The organism is Pseudomonas sp. FEN (assembly GCF_904067045.1).
In the GTDB taxonomy this organism is placed as follows: Bacteria; Pseudomonadota; Gammaproteobacteria; order Pseudomonadales; family Pseudomonadaceae; genus Aquipseudomonas.
The window spans coordinates 212,621-228,798 of the sequence record NZ_CAJFDC010000007.1 but is presented as its reverse complement, the minus strand read 5'-3'; the positions used below and the strand labels follow the sequence as shown (position 1 = coordinate 228,798).

Genomic DNA, 16,178 nt, shown 5'->3' with positions numbered 1-16,178 from the left:
CTGAATGTTTTACCCGCGTAAAAAAATAAAGAGTGGGAGTACATCTACATGCAAGCGACCAAGCAGACCCACGTCCGCTATTTGATACTGCTCATGCTGTTCCTGGTGACCACGATCAACTACGCCGACCGTGCCACCATCGCCATTGCCGGTTCCAGCCTGCAAAAAAGCCTCGGCATCGACGCCGTCACTCTCGGTTACATCTTCTCCGCCTTCGGCTGGGCCTATGTGCTCGGGCAGATTCCCGGCGGCTGGCTGCTCGACCGTTTCGGCTCGAAGAAAGTCTATGCCCTGAGCATCTTCACCTGGTCGTTGTTCACCGCGTTGCAAGGCTACGTCGGTGAGTTCGGTGTCTCCACCGCCGTGGTCGCGCTGTTCATGCTGCGCTTCCTGGTGGGTTTGGCCGAAGCACCGTCCTTCCCCGGCAACGCCCGTATTGTCGCGGCCTGGTTCCCCACGGCCGAACGTGGCACCGCCTCGGCGATCTTCAACTCCGCGCAATACTTCGCCACTGTGCTGTTCGCGCCGCTGATGGGCTGGATCGTGTTCAGCTTCGGTTGGCAGCATGTGTTCCTGGTGATGGGGGCTCTGGGCGTGGTGTTTTCGCTGATCTGGCTGAAAGTTATCCACAGCCCGCGCCAGCACCCGATGATCAACGACGCCGAGTTCGCGCATATCGCCGAGAACGGTGGCCTGGTCGATATGGACCAGGGCAAGACCGCCGGTGGCGGTCCGAAGTGGGACTACGTGCGGCAGTTGCTGACCAATCGCATGATGCTCGGGGTGTACCTGGGCCAGTACTGCATCAATGGCATCACCTACTTCTTCCTGACCTGGTTCCCGGTGTACCTGGTGCAGGAGCGTGGCATGACCATCCTCAAGGCCGGCTTCATCGCTTCCCTGCCGGCGATCTGCGGCTTCATCGGTGGCGTGCTGGGCGGGATCATTTCCGACTACCTGCTGCGTCGTGGCCACACCCTGACCTTCGCCCGCAAGGCGCCGATCATCGGTGGCCTGTTGCTCTCGACCACCATCGTCGCCTGCAACTATGTGGACATCGAGTGGATGGTGGTGGGCTTCATGGCCCTGGCATTCTTCGGCAAGGGCGTGGGCGCGCTGGGCTGGGCGGTGGTATCGGATACTTCGCCGAAGCAGATCGCCGGTTTGAGTGGCGGCCTGTTCAACATGTTCGGCAATATCGCTTCCATCACCACGCCGATCGTGATCGGCTACATCATCAGTTCCACCGGTTCGTTCAAGTGGGCCCTGGTGTTCGTCGGCGCCAATGCGCTGGTGGCGGTGATCAGCTATGTGGTGATCGTCGGTGAGATCAAGCGCGTCGAACTGCGCGAGCCACCGGCCGGTCCCAAGCACGATAGCGAACCCCGTCTGTCCCAAGCCCATTCCTGAGGAGCGGCTTCATGCAGTTGATTGAACATTCCGACTCGCCGCGCTACATCCGCCTGCATGAGCGCGATAACGTGGTGATCGTGGTCAATGACCAGGGGGTGCCGGCCGGTACCGAGTTTGCGGACGGCCTGGTGACCCGCGAACACATTCCGCAGAGTCATAAGGTGACGCTGGTGGATATCGCCGAGGGTGGCGAGGTGATCCGCTACGGGCAGATCATCGGTTATGCGTTGCTGCCGATTCCCCGTGGCAGTTGGGTCAAGGAAGATCAACTGCGCATGCCCACCGCGCCGCCGTTGGACAGCCTGCCGCTGTCCACCGATGTGCCAGCGGCCCAGGCGCCGCTGCAGGGCTTCACCTTCGAGGGCTATCGCAACGCCGACGGCACCGTCGGTACGCGCAACATCCTCGGTATCACCACCACGGTGCAGTGCGTGACCGGGGTGTTGGACCATGCGGTCAAGCGCATCAAGGATGAACTGTTGCCCAAGTACCCGCATGTCGACGACGTGGTGGCGTTGACCCACAGCTACGGTTGCGGCGTGGCGATTACCGCTACCGATGCCTATATTCCGATCCGCACCGTGCGCAACCTGGCGCGCAACCCGAACCTGGGCGGCGAAGCGCTGGTGATCAGCCTGGGCTGCGAGAAGTTGCAGGCCGGCCAGGTGATGCACGAGGGGGACAGCTCGGTGGATCTGAGCGAGCCTTGGTTGTACCGCCTGCAGGATTCCAGCCACGGCTTCAGCGAAATGATCGAGCAGATCATGGCGCTGGCGGAAACCCGTCTGAAGAAACTCGATCAGCGGCGCCGTGAGACCGTGCCAGCGTCGGAGTTGATCCTCGGTATGCAGTGCGGTGGCAGCGATGCGTTTTCCGGGATCACCGCCAACCCGGCCCTGGGCTACGCCTCCGACCTGTTGCTGCGGGCTGGAGCGACGGTGATGTTTTCCGAAGTGACGGAAGTGCGCGATGCGATCTACCTGCTGACTTCCCGGGCGGAAAGCCTGCCGGTGGCCGAGGCGCTGGTGCGCGAGATGGACTGGTACGACCGCTACCTGGCCAAGGGCGAGGCCGACCGCAGTGCCAATACCACTCCGGGGAACAAGAAGGGTGGGTTGTCGAATATTGTCGAGAAGTCGCTGGGCTCCATCGTCAAGTCCGGCAGCAGCGCGATCAACGGCGTGCTGGGCCCGGGCGAGCGCTTCACGCGCAAGGGCCTGATCTTCTGCGCGACGCCGGCCAGTGATTTCGTCTGCGGCACCTTGCAACTGGCGGCCGGGATGAACCTGCACGTGTTCACCACCGGGCGTGGCACGCCTTATGGATTGGCGATGGCGCCGGTGGTGAAAGTGTCGACCCGTACCGAACTGGCACAACGCTGGCCGGACCTGATCGATATCGATGCCGGACGGATTGCCACTGGTCGGGCAACCATCGAGGAGTTGGGCTGGGAGTTGTTCCACTACTACCTGGATGTCGCCAGCGGGCGGAAACAGACCTGGGCCGAGCAGCACAAGCTGCACAACGACATTACCTTGTTCAACCCGGCACCGATTACCTGATTCCCATCAGGGGACCTGGAGTCACTCTTGTGGCGAGGGGGCTTGTCGGGACGCCGCCCCGCTCCGTTCGGCTGCGCAGTAGTCGTCAATCAGAGACCATGGATCTATCTGATAGATCGCGGTCGCTGGTTTTAGGGCCGCTTCGCAGCCCAGCGTGGGCAAGCCCACTCGCCACAGGTCTCGTTCCAGGCCGGCGGGGGGCTAGAACACCGACCAACCGATCCGCTGGCTCAGCAGCTCCAGCACCGCCATCCCCACCAGCGAGTTGCCGGCCGCATTCAGCTCCGGCGCCCAGACGCACACGGTAAAACGTCCCGGCACCACCGCGACAATCCCACCACCCACGCCGCTCTTGCCTGGCAAGCCGACCCGATAGGCAAAATTCCCGGCCTCGTCATACAGCCCGCTGGTAGCCATGATCGAGTTGACCTGCTGGGTCTGGCGGCGGCTCAGGATCTGCTCGCCGCTGTGCTTGCAGAAGCCATCATTGGCCAGGAAGCCGAATGCCCGCGCCAGGTCGATGCAGTTCATGCGCAGGGCGCAGTGGCTGAAGTAACTGCGCAGTACCGCCTCCACATCGTTGTGAAAGTTGCCGAACGACTGCATCAGGTATGCCATGGCCGCGTTGCGCGCCCGGTGCTGGTATTCCGATTCGGCGACTTTGCCGTCGACCATGACTTGCATGTTGCCGGACAGGCGCCGGGCGAAATCGCGCATCGACAGCGCCGGTGCGGCGAAGCGCGATTGATTGATATCGCAGATCACCAGGGCGCCGGCATTGATGAACGGGTTGCGTGGACGACCGCGTTCGAACTCCAGCTGCACCAGCGAATTGAACGGCTGCCCGGAAGGTTCATGCCCCAGTCGCTCCCAGATCGCCTCGCCGGAATGATTGATTGCCTGTACCAGGCTGAAGACCTTGGAAATACTCTGGATCGAGAACGGCGTCCGCGCATCGCCGGCCTGGAACACCTCGCCGTCGTTGCTGTAGACGGCAACCCCCAGTTGATTGCCCGACACATCAGCCAGCGCCGGGATGTAATTGGCTACCTTGCCCTGGCCGATCAATGGCCGGACTTCATCGAGAATTTCGTTCAACAGCGCTTGCATGCTCGGGCTCGCAGTCACTTCCCGCCGGGTTGCGGGGCTACAAGCTGCTAGACGCTGCGTATCGGCTTCGGAGCACAGTTTTCCGCGTCGGCTTCGAGCCGCTGACGCGGTTGTGGAGCGGATCAGTTCGTACTCGTTGAGACCGGAGCAGAGGCGGGGGTAAACTGCCTGCCCCGTGTAATGTCGTTGGCTGGAGCCGGTAATGCGCAAAGATAAGAAACAGGTGATTGGTGACGAGATCGGCGATGCGCAGATCAAGTTGTTTCTCGATTTCGAGCCGGTCGACGCCACTTCACCGTCCCTGCACAAGCTGATCAAGGCCTATCGCGGGCTGCGTATCGACGATTTCGAACGTTTCCTGGTGTTCTTCAAGGACGCCGGTTACGACCTCGATGGCAAGGATGAGCACGGTCAGGACTTCGTGAGCCTCATCCGCGATCAGCGCAATGCTGGCGACTATATCGAGTTGATCGACAACGCTCGCGGCTGATCCGAACCCTTGTGGCGAGCGCGCTTGTTGTGGCGAGCGGGCTTGCCCGTGCTGGGCTGCGAAGCAGCCCTGAAGCCAGCGATTTCATAGTGTCAGGCAAAACGCAGTCACAGGTTTTGCGACTGCTTCGCAGCCGAACGCGGGCAAGCCCGCTCGCCACTTTTTGCGGTTCTGATCCATAAAAAAACGCCCCGCTCTTCAACCGAAGGGCGGGGCGTTTTCATAAGCGATCAGCTCAAGCGTAGCTTTCGGTCTCGCTGCTCGACTCCACCAGTTCCAGGCGCAGGTTGTTCTGCGCGCTGATCTTGCGATACAGCGCCGCATCCGTCTCCAGGATCTTTTCCCGCGCCGGGAAGATTTCGTGGAGCTTGGCTGCCCACTCACCCTTGGCTTTTTCCGGGAAGCAGCGCTCGATCAGTTCCAGCATGATCGAAACGGTCACCGAAGCGCCCGGCGAAGCACCGAGCAGGGCCGCCAGCGAACCGTCCTTGGCCGCGACCAGTTCGGTACCGAACTGCAGGACGCCGCCTTTCTTCGGATCCTTCTTGATGATCTGCACCCGCTGGCCAGCCACTTCCAGGCGCCAGTCCTCGGCTTTAGCCTCCGGGTAGAAGCGGCGCAGGGATTCCAGGCGCTGCTCCATGGACTGCATCACTTCGCTGATCAGGTACTTGGTCAGGTCCATGTTGTCGCGGGCCACGGCGAGCATCGGGCCGATGTTACCGGCTCGCACCGACAGCGGCAGGTCCATGATCGAACCGTACTTGAGGAACTTGGTGGTGAAACCGGCATAAGGCCCGAACAGCAGGGACTTCTGGCCATCGACCACACGGGTGTCCAAGTGCGGCACGGACATCGGCGGCGAACCCACGGCGGCCTGGCTGTAGACCTTGGCCTGGTGGTGCTTGACCACGTCCGGGTTGTCGCAACGCAGCCACTGGCCGCTCACCGGGAAGCCGCCGAAGCCCTTGCTTTCCTCGATGCCCGACGCTTGCAGCAGCGGCAAGGCCGCGCCGCCGGCGCCGAGGAAGACGAACTTGGCATCGACATCACGGCTGTTGCCGCTGTTCACGTCCTTGATGCTCACGGTCCAGCCGGTCGCATTGCGCTTGAGGCCGGTCACGCGCTTGCAGTACTTGACCTGGGCATCGGGAGCGCTGGTCAGGTGCTTGAGCAACTGATTGGTCAGGGCGCCGAAGTTGACGTCGGTGCCTTTCATCACGCGGGTCGCGGCGATCGGCTCGTCGGCCGGACGGCCCGGCATCATCAGCGGCATCCACTCGGCCATCTTGGCGCGATCTTCGGTGTATTCCATTTCGGCGAAGGCGTGGTGTGGATGCAGGGCTTCAAAGCGCTTCTTGAGGAAGGCAATGCCCTTGTCGCCCTGGACGAAGCTCAGGTGCGGCACCGGGCTGATGAAAGACTTGCACGAACCGAAAGTGCCTTTCTGCGCCAGATAGGCCCAGAATTGCTTCGACACCTCGAACTGGGTGTTGATGTGCACGGCTTTCTTGATGTCGATGGAACCGTCACCCGCCTGCGGCGTGTAGTTCAGCTCGCACAGGCCAGCATGGCCGGTACCGGCGTTGTTCCACGGGTTGGAACTCTCCGCGGCCCCGGAATCCATCAGCTCGACGACTTCCAGCTTGATCGCGGGGTCGAGCTCCTTGAGCAGCACCGCAAGGGTGGCACTCATGATGCCGGCCCCTACCAGGACCACATCGACTGCTTCGTTATGCGCCATTAACGCGTCTCCAAAATCTGCAGCACCACATTGACGGCATGGCTGCCGGGCATCGGTGGGCTTGTTTGACATTAGCCCAGGGATGACCCGGCCAGGATGGCCATGTCCGATTCTTCGCAATTTTTTGCAACTTCAGCGGACGCTGCCGGTGGGCTCGGGGTGCGTATGAACGCATGGGCGGGCAACACGGGCAATTCGACTTATGGTCAAGAGCGTCCGATTCGTGCAATCAAATCCGTAAGCGAACAGGCGTCAGGCGCCTGTCGGGGTGTATCGGGTCCTGTGTGATGAGGTCGTTGGGGACGCTGATGGTGCCTGTTCAGACGCGAAACTATTCATTTGTTCGCCACACTCTCGTGAAGTTGTGAAAACCCGTTTTTTCACGCTCTTTTGAAGACGTGAACCTCAAAAAAGGGCTGCCGCGGTCTGTCACCGGGCCCGCGGTGCGAATACCCACCGGGAAGGGCAGGCGGCACGGGCCAACAACTCAGTGAACGAGCACAAGGGCAGCTCTGGCAGATTCGCTGAAAACGGTGGTTTGCGCAGGTATCAGCAAGCTCGCCGGCTTCACTCGATCTGTGTGGGCGGCTCTCTGTGGGCAGTACGAAGGTGTCGATGCAAGCGCATTGACGGTGCTGCGAGGCCCGATCAGGAGACGTCCTTATAATCGGGGGGAGATTGTAACTAAGAAACGCGGAGAAATGGTCGTGTTTAATGACTTTTATTCGGCATCTGGTCAGATGCCGGGCATCTTCATTGCTCAGAGCCCGTGTGCAGGGTGGCAGGCCAGTGTGACAGGCGAATGACGAGAACGACGGCCGGGCGCGCTTGTCAGAGTTTTGTGCACGGGTGGGTGACGCTGGTTAGCAACGCCCGAGCCCCGCTATACTCACGGTCTGAATGATGCCTGGTCCTTGGAGAGATGAGCATGTTGCGACGCCTGTTGTTCGGTTTGATCACTGTAACCAGTTTGACACTTGTCGGCTGTGCCAACAGCCCGCAACAACTCAGTCCGCAACCCAAGCTCAGCACTCAGCTGGCGCCTGTCGGTCACGGTCAGCCGGTGGTGGTGAGGGTCGTCGACGGTCGCCGTTCGCCGGTATTGGGCACCCGCGGTGGTTTGTACCCGGAGACCAGCGCCATTACCGTGCAAGGGGCCGACCTGATGCCGAAACTGCAGGCCCAGGTCGAAGCGGCGGTGCGCCTGTTGGGCTTCACCCCTTCGCCGAATGCCATGAATGCACCGGTACTGACCGTGACCCTGACCGATCTGACCTACCAGTCGCCGAAGGAGGGCATGTACGTGACCGAAGCGACCATCGGCGCCAACTTCCGCTCTGATGTGAGCAACGCCAATCGTCGTTACAGCGGTAGTTACGGGGCGTCCTTGAACCAGCGTTTCGGCATGGCGCCGAACGAAGAGGCGAACACCAAGTTGATCAGCGACGTGTTGAGCGATGCGCTGACCCGGGTGTTCAAGGACCCGAAAATCGGTCAGGTGCTGAGCGAATAATGCAACCTGTGTAGGAACAGGGCTTGTCGGAACGCCGCCCGGACCAAGCCCTGCTCCTACAGTAGTGTGTGTTGAGCCGATGACACCAATCCTGCAGGAGCCAGCTTGCTGGCGATGGGCCCCTCGAGGGCGCCACCAAAAGGCTTGGCGTATCAACCTCAGGCCGCCTCCACATAAAGATCCAGCACGCTCACCCCGGTCAGCAGGTCCGTTTCCGGCAGATCGGCGTGCTGGTGCCCTCCCAGCGCGCAATACACCAACCAATGGCGATCCTGGACATTGAACGACATGGCGTCGATCAAGGCTTCCTGTTCGTCGCTGGGGGCGATCAGATAAAGGCGATCCTGGTTCTCTGCGTGCAGCATGACAAGCTCCGTGGGCTATCGAGGGGCGACAGACTGGCGGGTTAAGGTGACGTTCCGGTGACAATGGACATTAACCCGACCAACAGAAACGACAACGGCGCCCACGGGCGCCGTTGTGATTTATAACCCTTGCTATTAAAGCGCCAGGCCAGCCTTGACTCGATACTGGTTGCGCACTGGCGTGGCGTATTGCTGCACCAGGTACGGACGGTGCTCGACCGGGCACGCCTCCAGGCGGCTCCGCCATTGCGCCTGGGCCTTGGCCAGTTCTTCGGCGGGAAACAGCTGGGCCGCGGCGGGCACCTGCAACTGCGGGTCGGTGCCGCTCCACTGGGCATACGCCAGGTAGTGCACCGGGAACAGGCGATAGCCTTCGAGAATCTGCCGGTCCATTTCCGTGGCCAGGACCTTGGTGTCCTCGAATTCGCCGGTCAGGGGCGCGGCGAAGTTCACATGGACCCGGCCCTTGTAGCCGGTGATGCCCTTGGCGATGCTGGCGTCATCCTCGCCCGGCACCTTGGTGTAGCTGCCGCTGGTGGCGCGGATATACAGCTCGCGGGCCTTGGCCTGGTCGCAGGGGTCATATTCGTAGCTGATGGACACGGGGGTCAGGTTCAGCGAGCGGATGACCTCGGCGAACGGCTCGTCCTTGCGGCTCATGTGGAACATTTTCAGGATCGCCGACTCGGTACGGTCGTCACCGTCCTTGGCCCGGCCTTCGGCCTGGGCGATCCAGATCGACTGGCAGTCGTGGCGGATCGAATGGTTGATGTAGGCCGAGAGCAATTGATAGGCCGCCATCTTTTCTCGCCGTCCGGCGATCGAGCGGTGCACGATAAAGCTCTTGTTCAGGCGCATCAGGTCGCTGACGAAGGGCTTTTGCAGCAGGTTGTCGCCGATGGCGATGCGCGGCGTGGGCAAGCCGGCGTGATACACGGCATAGTTGACGAAGGCCGGGTCCATCACGATGTCCCGGTGGTTGGCCAGGAACAGGTAGGCCTGGCCCGATTTGAACTGTTCGACGCCAGTGTAGGTGACGCCGTCGGTGGCGCGTTCGATGGTCTGGTCGACGTAGACTTCGACCTTGTCCTGCAAGGTGGCGACCGAGCTCACGCCGGCGAATTCACGGCGCAAGCGATAGGCGATCAGCGGTCGCAGCAGCCAGCCGAAGGTGCCGGCCAGTCGCGGAAAACGGAAGTGGGTGAGGATATCCAGAAACGCCTGGTCGCGGAACAGCCGGGCCATGACGGCCGGTACTTCACTGTCGTCGTAAGGTCGGATGGCATCGAATTCGCCCATCATGCTCTCTTGTTGGAAACGGCTAGGGTAAGTAGAGGTTTGAGTGATAAATAACAAAGCCGGGTCTGGAAAATAAAGCCCAGACATAAAATAGCCTTGCAAATAGACCGGCGATTATACGCACAAGTCACTTCGGAGGCCGCGATGCTGGAAACTGAGCGTTACGAATGTCCCTATTGTGGTGAAATCGGCGAGGCGGTACTGGATCTGTCCGGCGGGGATCAGACCTATATCGAGGACTGTGCGGTGTGTTGTCGCCCGATTACCTTTGTTCTACAGACTGATGGCCAGGAGTGGATGCTCGACGTTTACAGCGAGAATGAGTAGCGAGGAGGCCCTTATGCAGCGTATCTACGAGCCGGAAAACCTGATGGAAGGCGAGTTGCTGCAAGGCATGCTCGCCAGCGAAGGGATTCAGGCGCACCTGGTGGGGCGTGACCTGCTGGGTGGCGCGGGTGAGTTGCCGGTCTTCGGCTTGTTGGCCCTGGCGGTGGACAATGAGCAGGCACAATGCGCGCGCGAGTTGATCGCCGCGTACAATGCGGCGCTGCCGCTGGCCGGCGACGAGCCGGAGAGTTTCCCGGACGTGCTGGTCTGTTAGCCTGTGTGCGCTGCAAAGGAGCGCGTTTGTGCTGCTTGCCCGAGTTTTTGAAAAGAGCCGTATTGCCCCATGTGTGGACGTTATGCCCTGTTTCGCTGGAACCCCACCTTCGCGGCCTTGCCCGGCTTTCCCGCCGACCAGCAGGCGCAGTGGAACATTTCACCGAATGATTCGGTGCTGATCCTGCGTGCCGTTGACGGTCAGCGCGAGCTGGCCCGCGCCCGTTGGGGGCTGACTCCGGCCTGGTTGACCGACCTGTCGCGCACGCCGGCCCATGCCCGCGCCGAAACCCTGGCCGAGCAGCCGATGTTTCGCCAGGCGTTCCGTGAGCGGCGTTGCCTGCTGCCGGCCAACGGTTTCTACGAATGGCGCGGTACGCAACGCAAGCGGCCTTACTGGCTGACCCCGGCCGAAGGTTCGAGCTTGTTCTTTGCGGCAATCTGGGAGGCCTATCCGGTGGCGGGGCATGTCTGGTTGAGCACCGCCGTGGTGACCCAGGCGGCGGCCGGTCAGCGCCGTCCGCTGATCCTGGATGCGGCGGGGCAGGCGGCGTGGTTGTCCGAAACCACCGCGATGGCGGATTTGCAGGCGTTGCTGGCCAGTCCCCAGGCGCCCCTGCGCGAGCGGGTGCTGGCCAACCTGGTGAACGATCCGAAGCTCAATGCACCGGAGTGCCTGACGCCGGGTTGAGGTACGGCGCGGTTCAAAACCGGCTGAGGTCCCGCGATGCGTCATTTGTATCTGGATTTGATACAAATCCCGGCCTAGGATAGCTGCAGTTTTCAGGGAGACTGTTCATGGCTAGAGCTTGGGTGTTGGGCGCATTGAGCGCGAGTTTGCTGTTGGGTGGGTGCCAGGCCGTCAATACCACCAACGGTGGTGCGGTCGGGGTCGAGCGCAAGCAGTACATGTTCAGTATGTTGTCGAGCCAGCAAGTCGACCAGATGTACGCGCAGTCGTACCAGAAGACCCTGGGGGAGGCGAGTGGCAAGGGCGTACTGGACAAGACCAGTGCCAATGCCAAGCGGGTCCAGGCGATTGCCAATCGCCTGATTGCCCAGGCACCGATCTTCCGTCCGGATGCGGCGCAATGGCAGTGGGAGATCAATCTGATCAAGAGTGACGAGCTCAATGCCAACTGCGGTCCTGGCGGCAAGATCATCTTCTATAGCGGTTTGATCGACCAGCTCAAGCTGAGCGACGACGAGATCGCCGCGGTGATGGGTCATGAAATTGCCCACGCCTTGCGCGAGCATGGTCGCGAGGCGATGTCCAAGGCTTATGGGATCGAGATGGCGAAGCAGGGCGCGGGTGCCTTGTTCGGCCTGGGGCAGGACAGCCTGGCGCTGGCCGATACCGTGGCCAACTATGGCATGACCTTGCCCAACAGCCGGGCCAATGAAAACGAGGCGGACCTGATCGGCCTGGAGCTGGCGGCCCGTGCCGGCTACAACCCGAATGCGGCCATCAGCCTGTGGAACAAGATGAGCAAGGCGGCGGAAGGCTCGCCACCGGAGTTCATGAGTACCCACCCGGCGTCCAGTAGTCGTATCGCCTCGCTGGAGGCGGCGATTCCGAAGGTCATGCCGTTGTATCAGCAGGCCAGGAAGTCCTGACCCTGTGTGGCGAGAAGGCCGGCCCTATTTCATTGGGGCAGTCCGCTCGCCACAAGGGCGTGCGGTTTAGATCCAGCCGCTGCTCTGCATCGCCTTGTACACCGCCACCACCGCGAGGATGAAGAACGCCGATGCCGCCAGGCGTCTGATCAGGGTCAGTGGCAGCTTGTCGGCGGCGAAGTTACCCGCCAGCACCACCGGGACATTGGCGATCAACATGCCCAGGGTGGTGCCGATGACAACCAGCCACAGCTCGGGATACTGCGCCGCCAGCATCACCGTGGCGACCTGGGTCTTGTCGCCGATTTCGGCGAGGAAGAACGCGATCAGGGTGGTCAGGAACGGGCCGAATTTGCGGGCGGTGGTGGTTTCGTCATCGTCGATCTTGTCCGGCACCAGGGTCCACAGCGCCGTGGCGGTAAAGCTCGCCGCGAGGATCCAGTGCAGCACCGCATTGGAGAAGAAACTGCCGAACCAGGCCCCCAACGCACCGGCTGCCGCATGGTTGGCCAGGGTCGCGGCGATGATGCCGGCAATGATCGGCCAGGGTTTGCGAAAGCGTGCGGCCAGAATGAGCGCGAGCAGTTGCGTCTTGTCGCCGATTTCGGCCAAGGCAACGATCGCGGTGGGGACGAGCAGGGAATCCAGCATCAGGTTTTCCTAAGGGGCGGGTCGACACGGCTATGACACGTACAGCCTTCCCGCCCCGGGTAAGGTGTGCGTGTCATAGGTCTTGTCAAACCTCGGATCCGTCTGTGCGGACCCTGGGTCGCATGCGCCATGGTCTGTTGACCAAGTATGTTGACGCATGCCGGACGAGCGTGGCGCTCGTGGGAGACTACTCCCCTAGGACGGAGCGGATTCTGCCTAGGCGGGATCCATAGCGCAAGTATTCTTTTTCAACCGCGTTTGGCGCTGTAGACCCGGAAACCCTGGCCCTCGGCCTTGGTCACGCAGCGCCCCAGATGCTCTTCGATCAGCGGTTGATAACGCAGGAAACTATTCGCAACCAATCGAAGTTCGCCGCCATTTTTCAGATGTTTTGCTGCTTTTCGCAGCAAGTTCTCTGTCGCCAGGTAATCGGTGTGAACCCCGACATGGAACGGTGGATTGCTCAGGATCGCACTCAAGCCCATGGGCGCCGCATCGATACCGTCACCGCTCAGTACCTCGGCATCGAGGCCATTGGCGGCCAGGGTCAGGCGACTGCTGGCGGTGGCGAAGGCGTCGACATCGAGCAGGGTGACCTGGTTGTGCGGGTAACGCCGCTTCACCGCGGCACCCAGTACGCCGGCACCGCAACCGAAGTCCAGCAAGTGACCGCTGGGCAACTTGTCCAAGTGTTCCAGCAGCAGGGCGCTGCCGCGATCCAGCCGGCCATGGCTGAATACCCCGGGCAGGCTGACCACCTTGAGCGGGCCTTCGGCCAAGTCCAATTCGTAGTGCCGGGCCAGACTCTCCAGTGACTGGGGTGCCGGTGCTTCGGCGACAGTCACCTGCCACAACTGGCAATGCCGGGCGCTGTCGAGCTTGCGTGGCTTGCCGAAGGGGTTGAGTTGCTTGGCCGCGCCTTCGATGCCGCTGCGTTTTTCCCCGACCAGGAACACCTCGCCGCCGGGCAGGCGCGAGGCAATGGCGTTGAGCAGGTAGTCGGTCAGGTCCTTGGCCTTGGGCAGGAACACCACGGCACTGTCGAACGGAATGTCGGGGATATTCACGCCAAAATGGCTGCGACCTTCGAAGCGCGCCTCCAGGGCCGCCTGATCGCCCGCGTGCCAGCACCAGCCGTGGGCGTTGGGCAGGCGGCCGAGCAGGTCGTCGGCGGGCAGCCCGGCGAGCAACAGCCGGCCCTGGAAATAATCGGCCTGACGAAGCAGTACTTCACTGCGCGGATCCATGGTCTGCTCCCTGAAAAAAAGTGCCGCAGTTTATCAACTGACAACCCGCAGCGCTGCTCCGTTGAAGAAGCCCCGGGCGTTTTCCGCCAGTTGTCCGACGATTCGCTGCCGGGCTTCACGGCTGCCCCAGGCGTTGTGTGGGGTGACGATCAGGCGCGGGATGTCGCCAGCCAGCAGTGGATTGCCGTTGCTCGGTGGTTCGACGCTCAGCACATCGGTGGCGGCCCCACCCAGGTGGCCGCCGCGCAGGGCATCGGCGAGGGCCAGTTCGTCGATCAGGCCGCCGCGTGCGGTGTTGACCACGAAGGCGCCAGGCTTGAGCAGTGCCAGCTCGGGGGCGCCGATGAAATGGCGGGTGTATTCGTTGAGCGGACAGTGCAGGGTCAGCGCATCGACCTGTGGCAGCAGTTGCTCCAGTGGTACTCGATCGGCGCGGGCCGGGCGTCCGGGAATCTGCCCGAGCAGCACGCGCATGCCGAAGGCTTCGGCGAGGCGCGCCACCGCGCCGCCGAGTTCGCCGTGGCCGAGCAGGCCGAGGGTCTTGCCTTCCAGCTCGACAATCGGGAAGTCCAGCAGGCAGAACTGTTTGGCCTGCTGCCAGCGGCCTGCGCCCACGGTTTTCTGGTAATCGGTCAGGCGCGTGGCCAGGGCCAGCAGCAGCATCAGGGTGTGCTGGGCCACCGACGGCGTGCCGTAGCCCTGGCAGTTGCTCACGGTAATGCCGCGGGCGCGGGCCGCGACCAGGTCGACATTGTTGGTGCCGGTGGCACTGATCAGGATCAACCGCAGATCGGGGCAGGCAGCCAGGGTTTCGGCGCTCAAGGGGACCTTGTTGCTGATGGCAACGCGGGCGCCTTGCAGGTGCTCGACGACATTCTCCGGCGTGGTACTGGCGCACAGCCGTAACTCGTCAAAGCAGGCCCGCAGCGGTTCGAGGTCCAGATCGCCGAGATCCAGGGAAGGGTGATCGAGGAAGACCGCGCGGCGGAAGTTGCTCATCAACTGTACCTTTTGTGCGATGGGGTGAAGGCGTAAGGTGACGAGCCTAACAGACATATTTGGTTACTGAGGAGCCCATCGACGTGTCCATCTACCTGGCGGAATTCTTGACCGTTGCCCTGATTCACCTGCTGGCGGTGGCCAGCCCCGGCCCGGACTTTGCCGTGGTGGTGCGCGAGAGCGTGACCCATGGTCGGCGCGCCGGCACCTGGACCGCGCTGGGTGTCGGTACGGCGATTTTCCTGCATGTGGGCTATTCGCTGTTGGGCATCGGTTTGATCGTGTCGCAATCGATCGTACTGTTCAATGCCTTGAAATGGCTGGCGGCGGCGTACCTGCTGTACATCGGCTTCAAGGCGATCCGCGCCAAGCCGGGCAAGCCCGTTACCGACGACCTGGCTTTGCAGAGAGGCGAGCGCAGCGCCCGCGGTGCCTTCACTTCCGGTTTCGTGACCAATGGCCTGAACCCCAAGGCCACGCTGTTTTTCCTCTCGCTGTTCACCGTGGTGATCAACCCGCATACGCCCTTGCTGGTCCAGGCCGGTTATGGCGTTTACCTGGCAGTGGCCACCGCGCTGTGGTTCTGCCTGGTGGCGCTGCTGTTCAGCCAGCAGCGCGTGCGTGCCGGTTTCGCGCGCATGGGCCATTGGTTCGATCGCACCATGGGCGCGGTGCTGATCGCCATAGGAGTAAAACTGGCCTTCACCGAGATGCATTGATTGCGCTGAACTGATTCAAGGCGTTCAGGTAGTCGCGTGGGTTGTCGCCGAGCAGGCGTCGAAACATCGAACTGAAGGCGCGGGCGCTGCCATAGCCCAGGGCCTTGGCCACATGCTGCACGCTTTCCCCGGCGATCAGGCGTGGCAAGGCTTCCATCAGGCGTAGTTGCTGGCGCCAGGCATTGAAGTTCATTCGTACCTCCTGTTGGAACAGGCGCGCCAGGGTCCGGGTACTGGCGCCGACCTGCTGGGCCCAGTCTTCCAGGCTGTTGGGATGATCCGGGGCTTCCAGCAGGGCCCGGCAGATCCGTTGCAGGCGTCGGTCCGTCGGCATCGGGATGTGCAGCGGCAGGTTCTCCAGGGCGGCCAGTTCCTCCAGCATCAATTGCTGGATCAACGGGTTTTTCGCCTGCTCCGGCCCCTGCACCGCGCGCACGATCAACTCTCGCAGCAACGGGGTGACCGCCAGCACGCAACAACCTTGCAGGTTGGCCGGGGAATATTCGGCGGCGACAAATAACGACCGCATGCGCACCTCGCCACTCATGAAAATCTCATGCTCGACCCAGGGCGGAATCCATATGGCGCGGGTCGGAGGGATAATCCAGGCGCCGGCGGCGGTGACCAGGCGCATCACCCCGCACACGGCATAGAGCAACTGCGCTTCCTGATGGACGTGCCGTTCCTGGTGCGCGCCGTCGACGTAATCGCGGGAATAGGCGCTGACCGGGCCGTGCAGGAAATGGCTGATTAACATGTCCGATTTCACAAGTCTGTCTGATTTGATGAGTTTGTTGGCAGAAATGCGATTTATCGCCAATCTAGCATAACGGACCGCTAACCATTCTG

17 protein-coding genes and 1 riboswitch are annotated in these 16,178 nt (G+C 62.0%); of the genes, 9 read left to right on the top strand and 8 right to left on the bottom strand.

Annotation, left to right across the window (positions count from 1 at the left end):
* The first annotated feature begins 48 nt into the window (after positions 1 to 48).
* Together PFEN_RS06910 and garD are read left to right on the top strand one after the other, a co-directional pair.
* Positions 49 to 1,410, top strand: coding sequence for an MFS transporter (locus PFEN_RS06910; RefSeq protein WP_191486161.1), 1,362 nt, complete (start codon positions 49 to 51; stop codon positions 1,408 to 1,410).
* A gap of 11 nt (positions 1,411 to 1,421) precedes the next feature.
* On the top strand, positions 1,422 to 2,975 hold the full coding sequence (gene garD / locus PFEN_RS06905; protein ID WP_191486160.1) for a galactarate dehydratase: 1,554 nt from the start codon (positions 1,422 to 1,424) through the stop codon (positions 2,973 to 2,975).
* 201 nt (positions 2,976 to 3,176) lie between these two features.
* Here the strand turns inward: garD and glsB are convergent, their stop codons facing one another.
* Positions 3,177 to 4,085: a glutaminase B gene (glsB, locus tag PFEN_RS06900; RefSeq protein WP_191486159.1), complete on the bottom strand. Its 909-nt coding sequence runs from the start codon at positions 4,083 to 4,085 to the stop codon at positions 3,177 to 3,179.
* A 202-nt stretch (positions 4,086 to 4,287) separates the two neighbouring features.
* Here glsB and PFEN_RS06895 point away from each other — a divergent pair, with 202 nt between their 5' ends.
* A complete protein-coding gene (locus tag PFEN_RS06895; protein ID WP_191486158.1) occupies positions 4,288 to 4,575 on the top strand; it encodes a PA4642 family protein in 288 nt (95 codons plus the stop codon).
* Positions 4,576 to 4,810: 235 nt separating this feature from the next.
* On the opposite strand, the gene mqo is transcribed toward PFEN_RS06895, so the two are convergent.
* Entirely contained in the window at positions 4,811 to 6,319 is a 1,509-nt protein-coding gene (gene mqo, locus PFEN_RS06890; protein WP_191486157.1) for a malate dehydrogenase (quinone), read from the bottom strand.
* Positions 6,320 to 7,247: 928 nt separating this feature from the next.
* Here mqo and PFEN_RS06885 point away from each other — a divergent pair.
* The gene (locus PFEN_RS06885) at positions 7,248 to 7,832 is read left to right on the top strand and encodes a YajG family lipoprotein (RefSeq protein ID WP_191486156.1); all 585 of its coding nucleotides are present in this window, start codon (positions 7,248 to 7,250) and stop codon (positions 7,830 to 7,832) included.
* A 158-nt stretch (positions 7,833 to 7,990) separates the two neighbouring features.
* On the opposite strand, the gene PFEN_RS06880 is transcribed toward PFEN_RS06885, so the two are convergent.
* Both PFEN_RS06880 and PFEN_RS06875 read right to left on the bottom strand, forming a co-directional pair.
* A complete protein-coding gene (locus PFEN_RS06880) occupies positions 7,991 to 8,197 on the bottom strand; it encodes a hypothetical protein (RefSeq protein WP_191486155.1) in 207 nt (68 codons plus the stop codon).
* Positions 8,198 to 8,332: 135 nt separating this feature from the next.
* The gene (locus PFEN_RS06875) at positions 8,333 to 9,496 is read right to left on the bottom strand and encodes a 1-acyl-sn-glycerol-3-phosphate acyltransferase (protein WP_191486154.1); all 1,164 of its coding nucleotides are present in this window, start codon (positions 9,494 to 9,496) and stop codon (positions 8,333 to 8,335) included.
* Between the two features lie 144 nt (positions 9,497 to 9,640).
* On the opposite strand from PFEN_RS06875, the gene PFEN_RS06870 reads away from it, so the two are divergent.
* The 4 genes from PFEN_RS06870 to PFEN_RS06855 all read left to right on the top strand — a co-directional run bounded on the left by PFEN_RS06870 (position 9,641) and on the right by PFEN_RS06855 (position 11,713).
* Complete coding sequence (locus tag PFEN_RS06870; protein WP_191486153.1) at positions 9,641 to 9,823, top strand: CPXCG motif-containing cysteine-rich protein; 183 nt, start codon at positions 9,641 to 9,643, stop codon at positions 9,821 to 9,823.
* Between the two features lie 13 nt (positions 9,824 to 9,836).
* Positions 9,837 to 10,097, top strand: a complete 261-nt coding sequence (locus PFEN_RS06865) for a putative signal transducing protein (RefSeq protein ID WP_191486152.1) — start codon at positions 9,837 to 9,839, stop codon at positions 10,095 to 10,097.
* Positions 10,098 to 10,166: 69 nt separating this feature from the next.
* Positions 10,167 to 10,787 carry an SOS response-associated peptidase gene (locus PFEN_RS06860; RefSeq protein ID WP_191486151.1) on the top strand — a complete coding sequence of 207 codons (621 nt, stop codon included), beginning with the start codon at positions 10,167 to 10,169 and terminating at the stop codon, positions 10,785 to 10,787.
* A 107-nt stretch (positions 10,788 to 10,894) separates the two neighbouring features.
* Positions 10,895 to 11,713: a M48 family metallopeptidase gene (locus tag PFEN_RS06855; protein WP_191486150.1), complete on the top strand. Its 819-nt coding sequence runs from the start codon at positions 10,895 to 10,897 to the stop codon at positions 11,711 to 11,713.
* A 66-nt stretch (positions 11,714 to 11,779) separates the two neighbouring features.
* On the opposite strand, the gene PFEN_RS06850 is transcribed toward PFEN_RS06855, so the two are convergent.
* From PFEN_RS06850 to PFEN_RS06840, 3 genes are all read right to left on the bottom strand, one after another.
* Positions 11,780 to 12,364: a TMEM165/GDT1 family protein gene (locus tag PFEN_RS06850; RefSeq protein ID WP_191486149.1), complete on the bottom strand. Its 585-nt coding sequence runs from the start codon at positions 12,362 to 12,364 to the stop codon at positions 11,780 to 11,782.
* Between the two features lie 109 nt (positions 12,365 to 12,473).
* Positions 12,474 to 12,572: riboswitch (yybP-ykoY riboswitch) on the bottom strand.
* Between the two features lie 40 nt (positions 12,573 to 12,612).
* Positions 12,613 to 13,611, bottom strand: a complete 999-nt coding sequence (locus tag PFEN_RS06845) for a class I SAM-dependent methyltransferase (protein ID WP_191486148.1) — start codon at positions 13,609 to 13,611, stop codon at positions 12,613 to 12,615.
* Positions 13,612 to 13,644: 33 nt separating this feature from the next.
* Positions 13,645 to 14,610, bottom strand: coding sequence for a 2-hydroxyacid dehydrogenase (locus tag PFEN_RS06840; protein ID WP_191486147.1), 966 nt, complete (start codon positions 14,608 to 14,610; stop codon positions 13,645 to 13,647).
* 89 nt (positions 14,611 to 14,699) lie between these two features.
* Here PFEN_RS06840 and PFEN_RS06835 point away from each other — a divergent pair, with 89 nt between their 5' ends.
* Positions 14,700 to 15,329, top strand: coding sequence for a LysE family translocator (locus PFEN_RS06835; RefSeq protein WP_191486421.1), 630 nt, complete (start codon positions 14,700 to 14,702; stop codon positions 15,327 to 15,329).
* Here the strand turns inward: PFEN_RS06835 and PFEN_RS06830 are convergent.
* Positions 15,313 to 16,086, bottom strand: a complete 774-nt coding sequence (locus PFEN_RS06830; RefSeq protein WP_191486146.1) for an AraC family transcriptional regulator — start codon at positions 16,084 to 16,086, stop codon at positions 15,313 to 15,315. The two genes, PFEN_RS06835 and PFEN_RS06830, sit on opposite strands and share 17 nt — an antisense overlap.
* Between the last annotated feature and the right edge of the window lie 92 nt (positions 16,087 to 16,178).

Bases quoted from the DNA above. Each gene is read 5' to 3' on its own strand.
- PFEN_RS06910 (WP_191486161.1), top strand. From the start codon at position 49: ATGCAAGCGACCAAGCAGACCCACGTCCGCTATTTGATACTGCTCATG.
- garD (WP_191486160.1), top strand. From the start codon at position 1,422: ATGCAGTTGATTGAACATTCCGACTCGCCGCGCTACATCCGCCTGCAT.
- glsB (WP_191486159.1), bottom strand. From the start codon at position 4,085: ATGCAAGCGCTGTTGAACGAAATTCTCGATGAAGTCCGGCCATTGATC.
- PFEN_RS06895 (WP_191486158.1), top strand. From the start codon at position 4,288: ATGCGCAAAGATAAGAAACAGGTGATTGGTGACGAGATCGGCGATGCG.
- mqo (WP_191486157.1), bottom strand. From the start codon at position 6,319: ATGGCGCATAACGAAGCAGTCGATGTGGTCCTGGTAGGGGCCGGCATC.
- PFEN_RS06885 (WP_191486156.1), top strand. From the start codon at position 7,248: ATGTTGCGACGCCTGTTGTTCGGTTTGATCACTGTAACCAGTTTGACA.
- PFEN_RS06880 (WP_191486155.1), bottom strand. From the start codon at position 8,197: ATGCTGCACGCAGAGAACCAGGATCGCCTTTATCTGATCGCCCCCAGC.
- PFEN_RS06875 (WP_191486154.1), bottom strand. From the start codon at position 9,496: ATGGGCGAATTCGATGCCATCCGACCTTACGACGACAGTGAAGTACCG.
- PFEN_RS06870 (WP_191486153.1), top strand. From the start codon at position 9,641: ATGCTGGAAACTGAGCGTTACGAATGTCCCTATTGTGGTGAAATCGGC.
- PFEN_RS06865 (WP_191486152.1), top strand. From the start codon at position 9,837: ATGCAGCGTATCTACGAGCCGGAAAACCTGATGGAAGGCGAGTTGCTG.
- PFEN_RS06860 (WP_191486151.1), top strand. From the start codon at position 10,167: ATGTGTGGACGTTATGCCCTGTTTCGCTGGAACCCCACCTTCGCGGCC.
- PFEN_RS06855 (WP_191486150.1), top strand. From the start codon at position 10,895: ATGGCTAGAGCTTGGGTGTTGGGCGCATTGAGCGCGAGTTTGCTGTTG.
- PFEN_RS06850 (WP_191486149.1), bottom strand. From the start codon at position 12,364: ATGCTGGATTCCCTGCTCGTCCCCACCGCGATCGTTGCCTTGGCCGAA.
- PFEN_RS06845 (WP_191486148.1), bottom strand. From the start codon at position 13,611: ATGGATCCGCGCAGTGAAGTACTGCTTCGTCAGGCCGATTATTTCCAG.
- PFEN_RS06840 (WP_191486147.1), bottom strand. From the start codon at position 14,610: ATGAGCAACTTCCGCCGCGCGGTCTTCCTCGATCACCCTTCCCTGGAT.
- PFEN_RS06830 (WP_191486146.1), bottom strand. From the start codon at position 16,086: ATGTTAATCAGCCATTTCCTGCACGGCCCGGTCAGCGCCTATTCCCGC.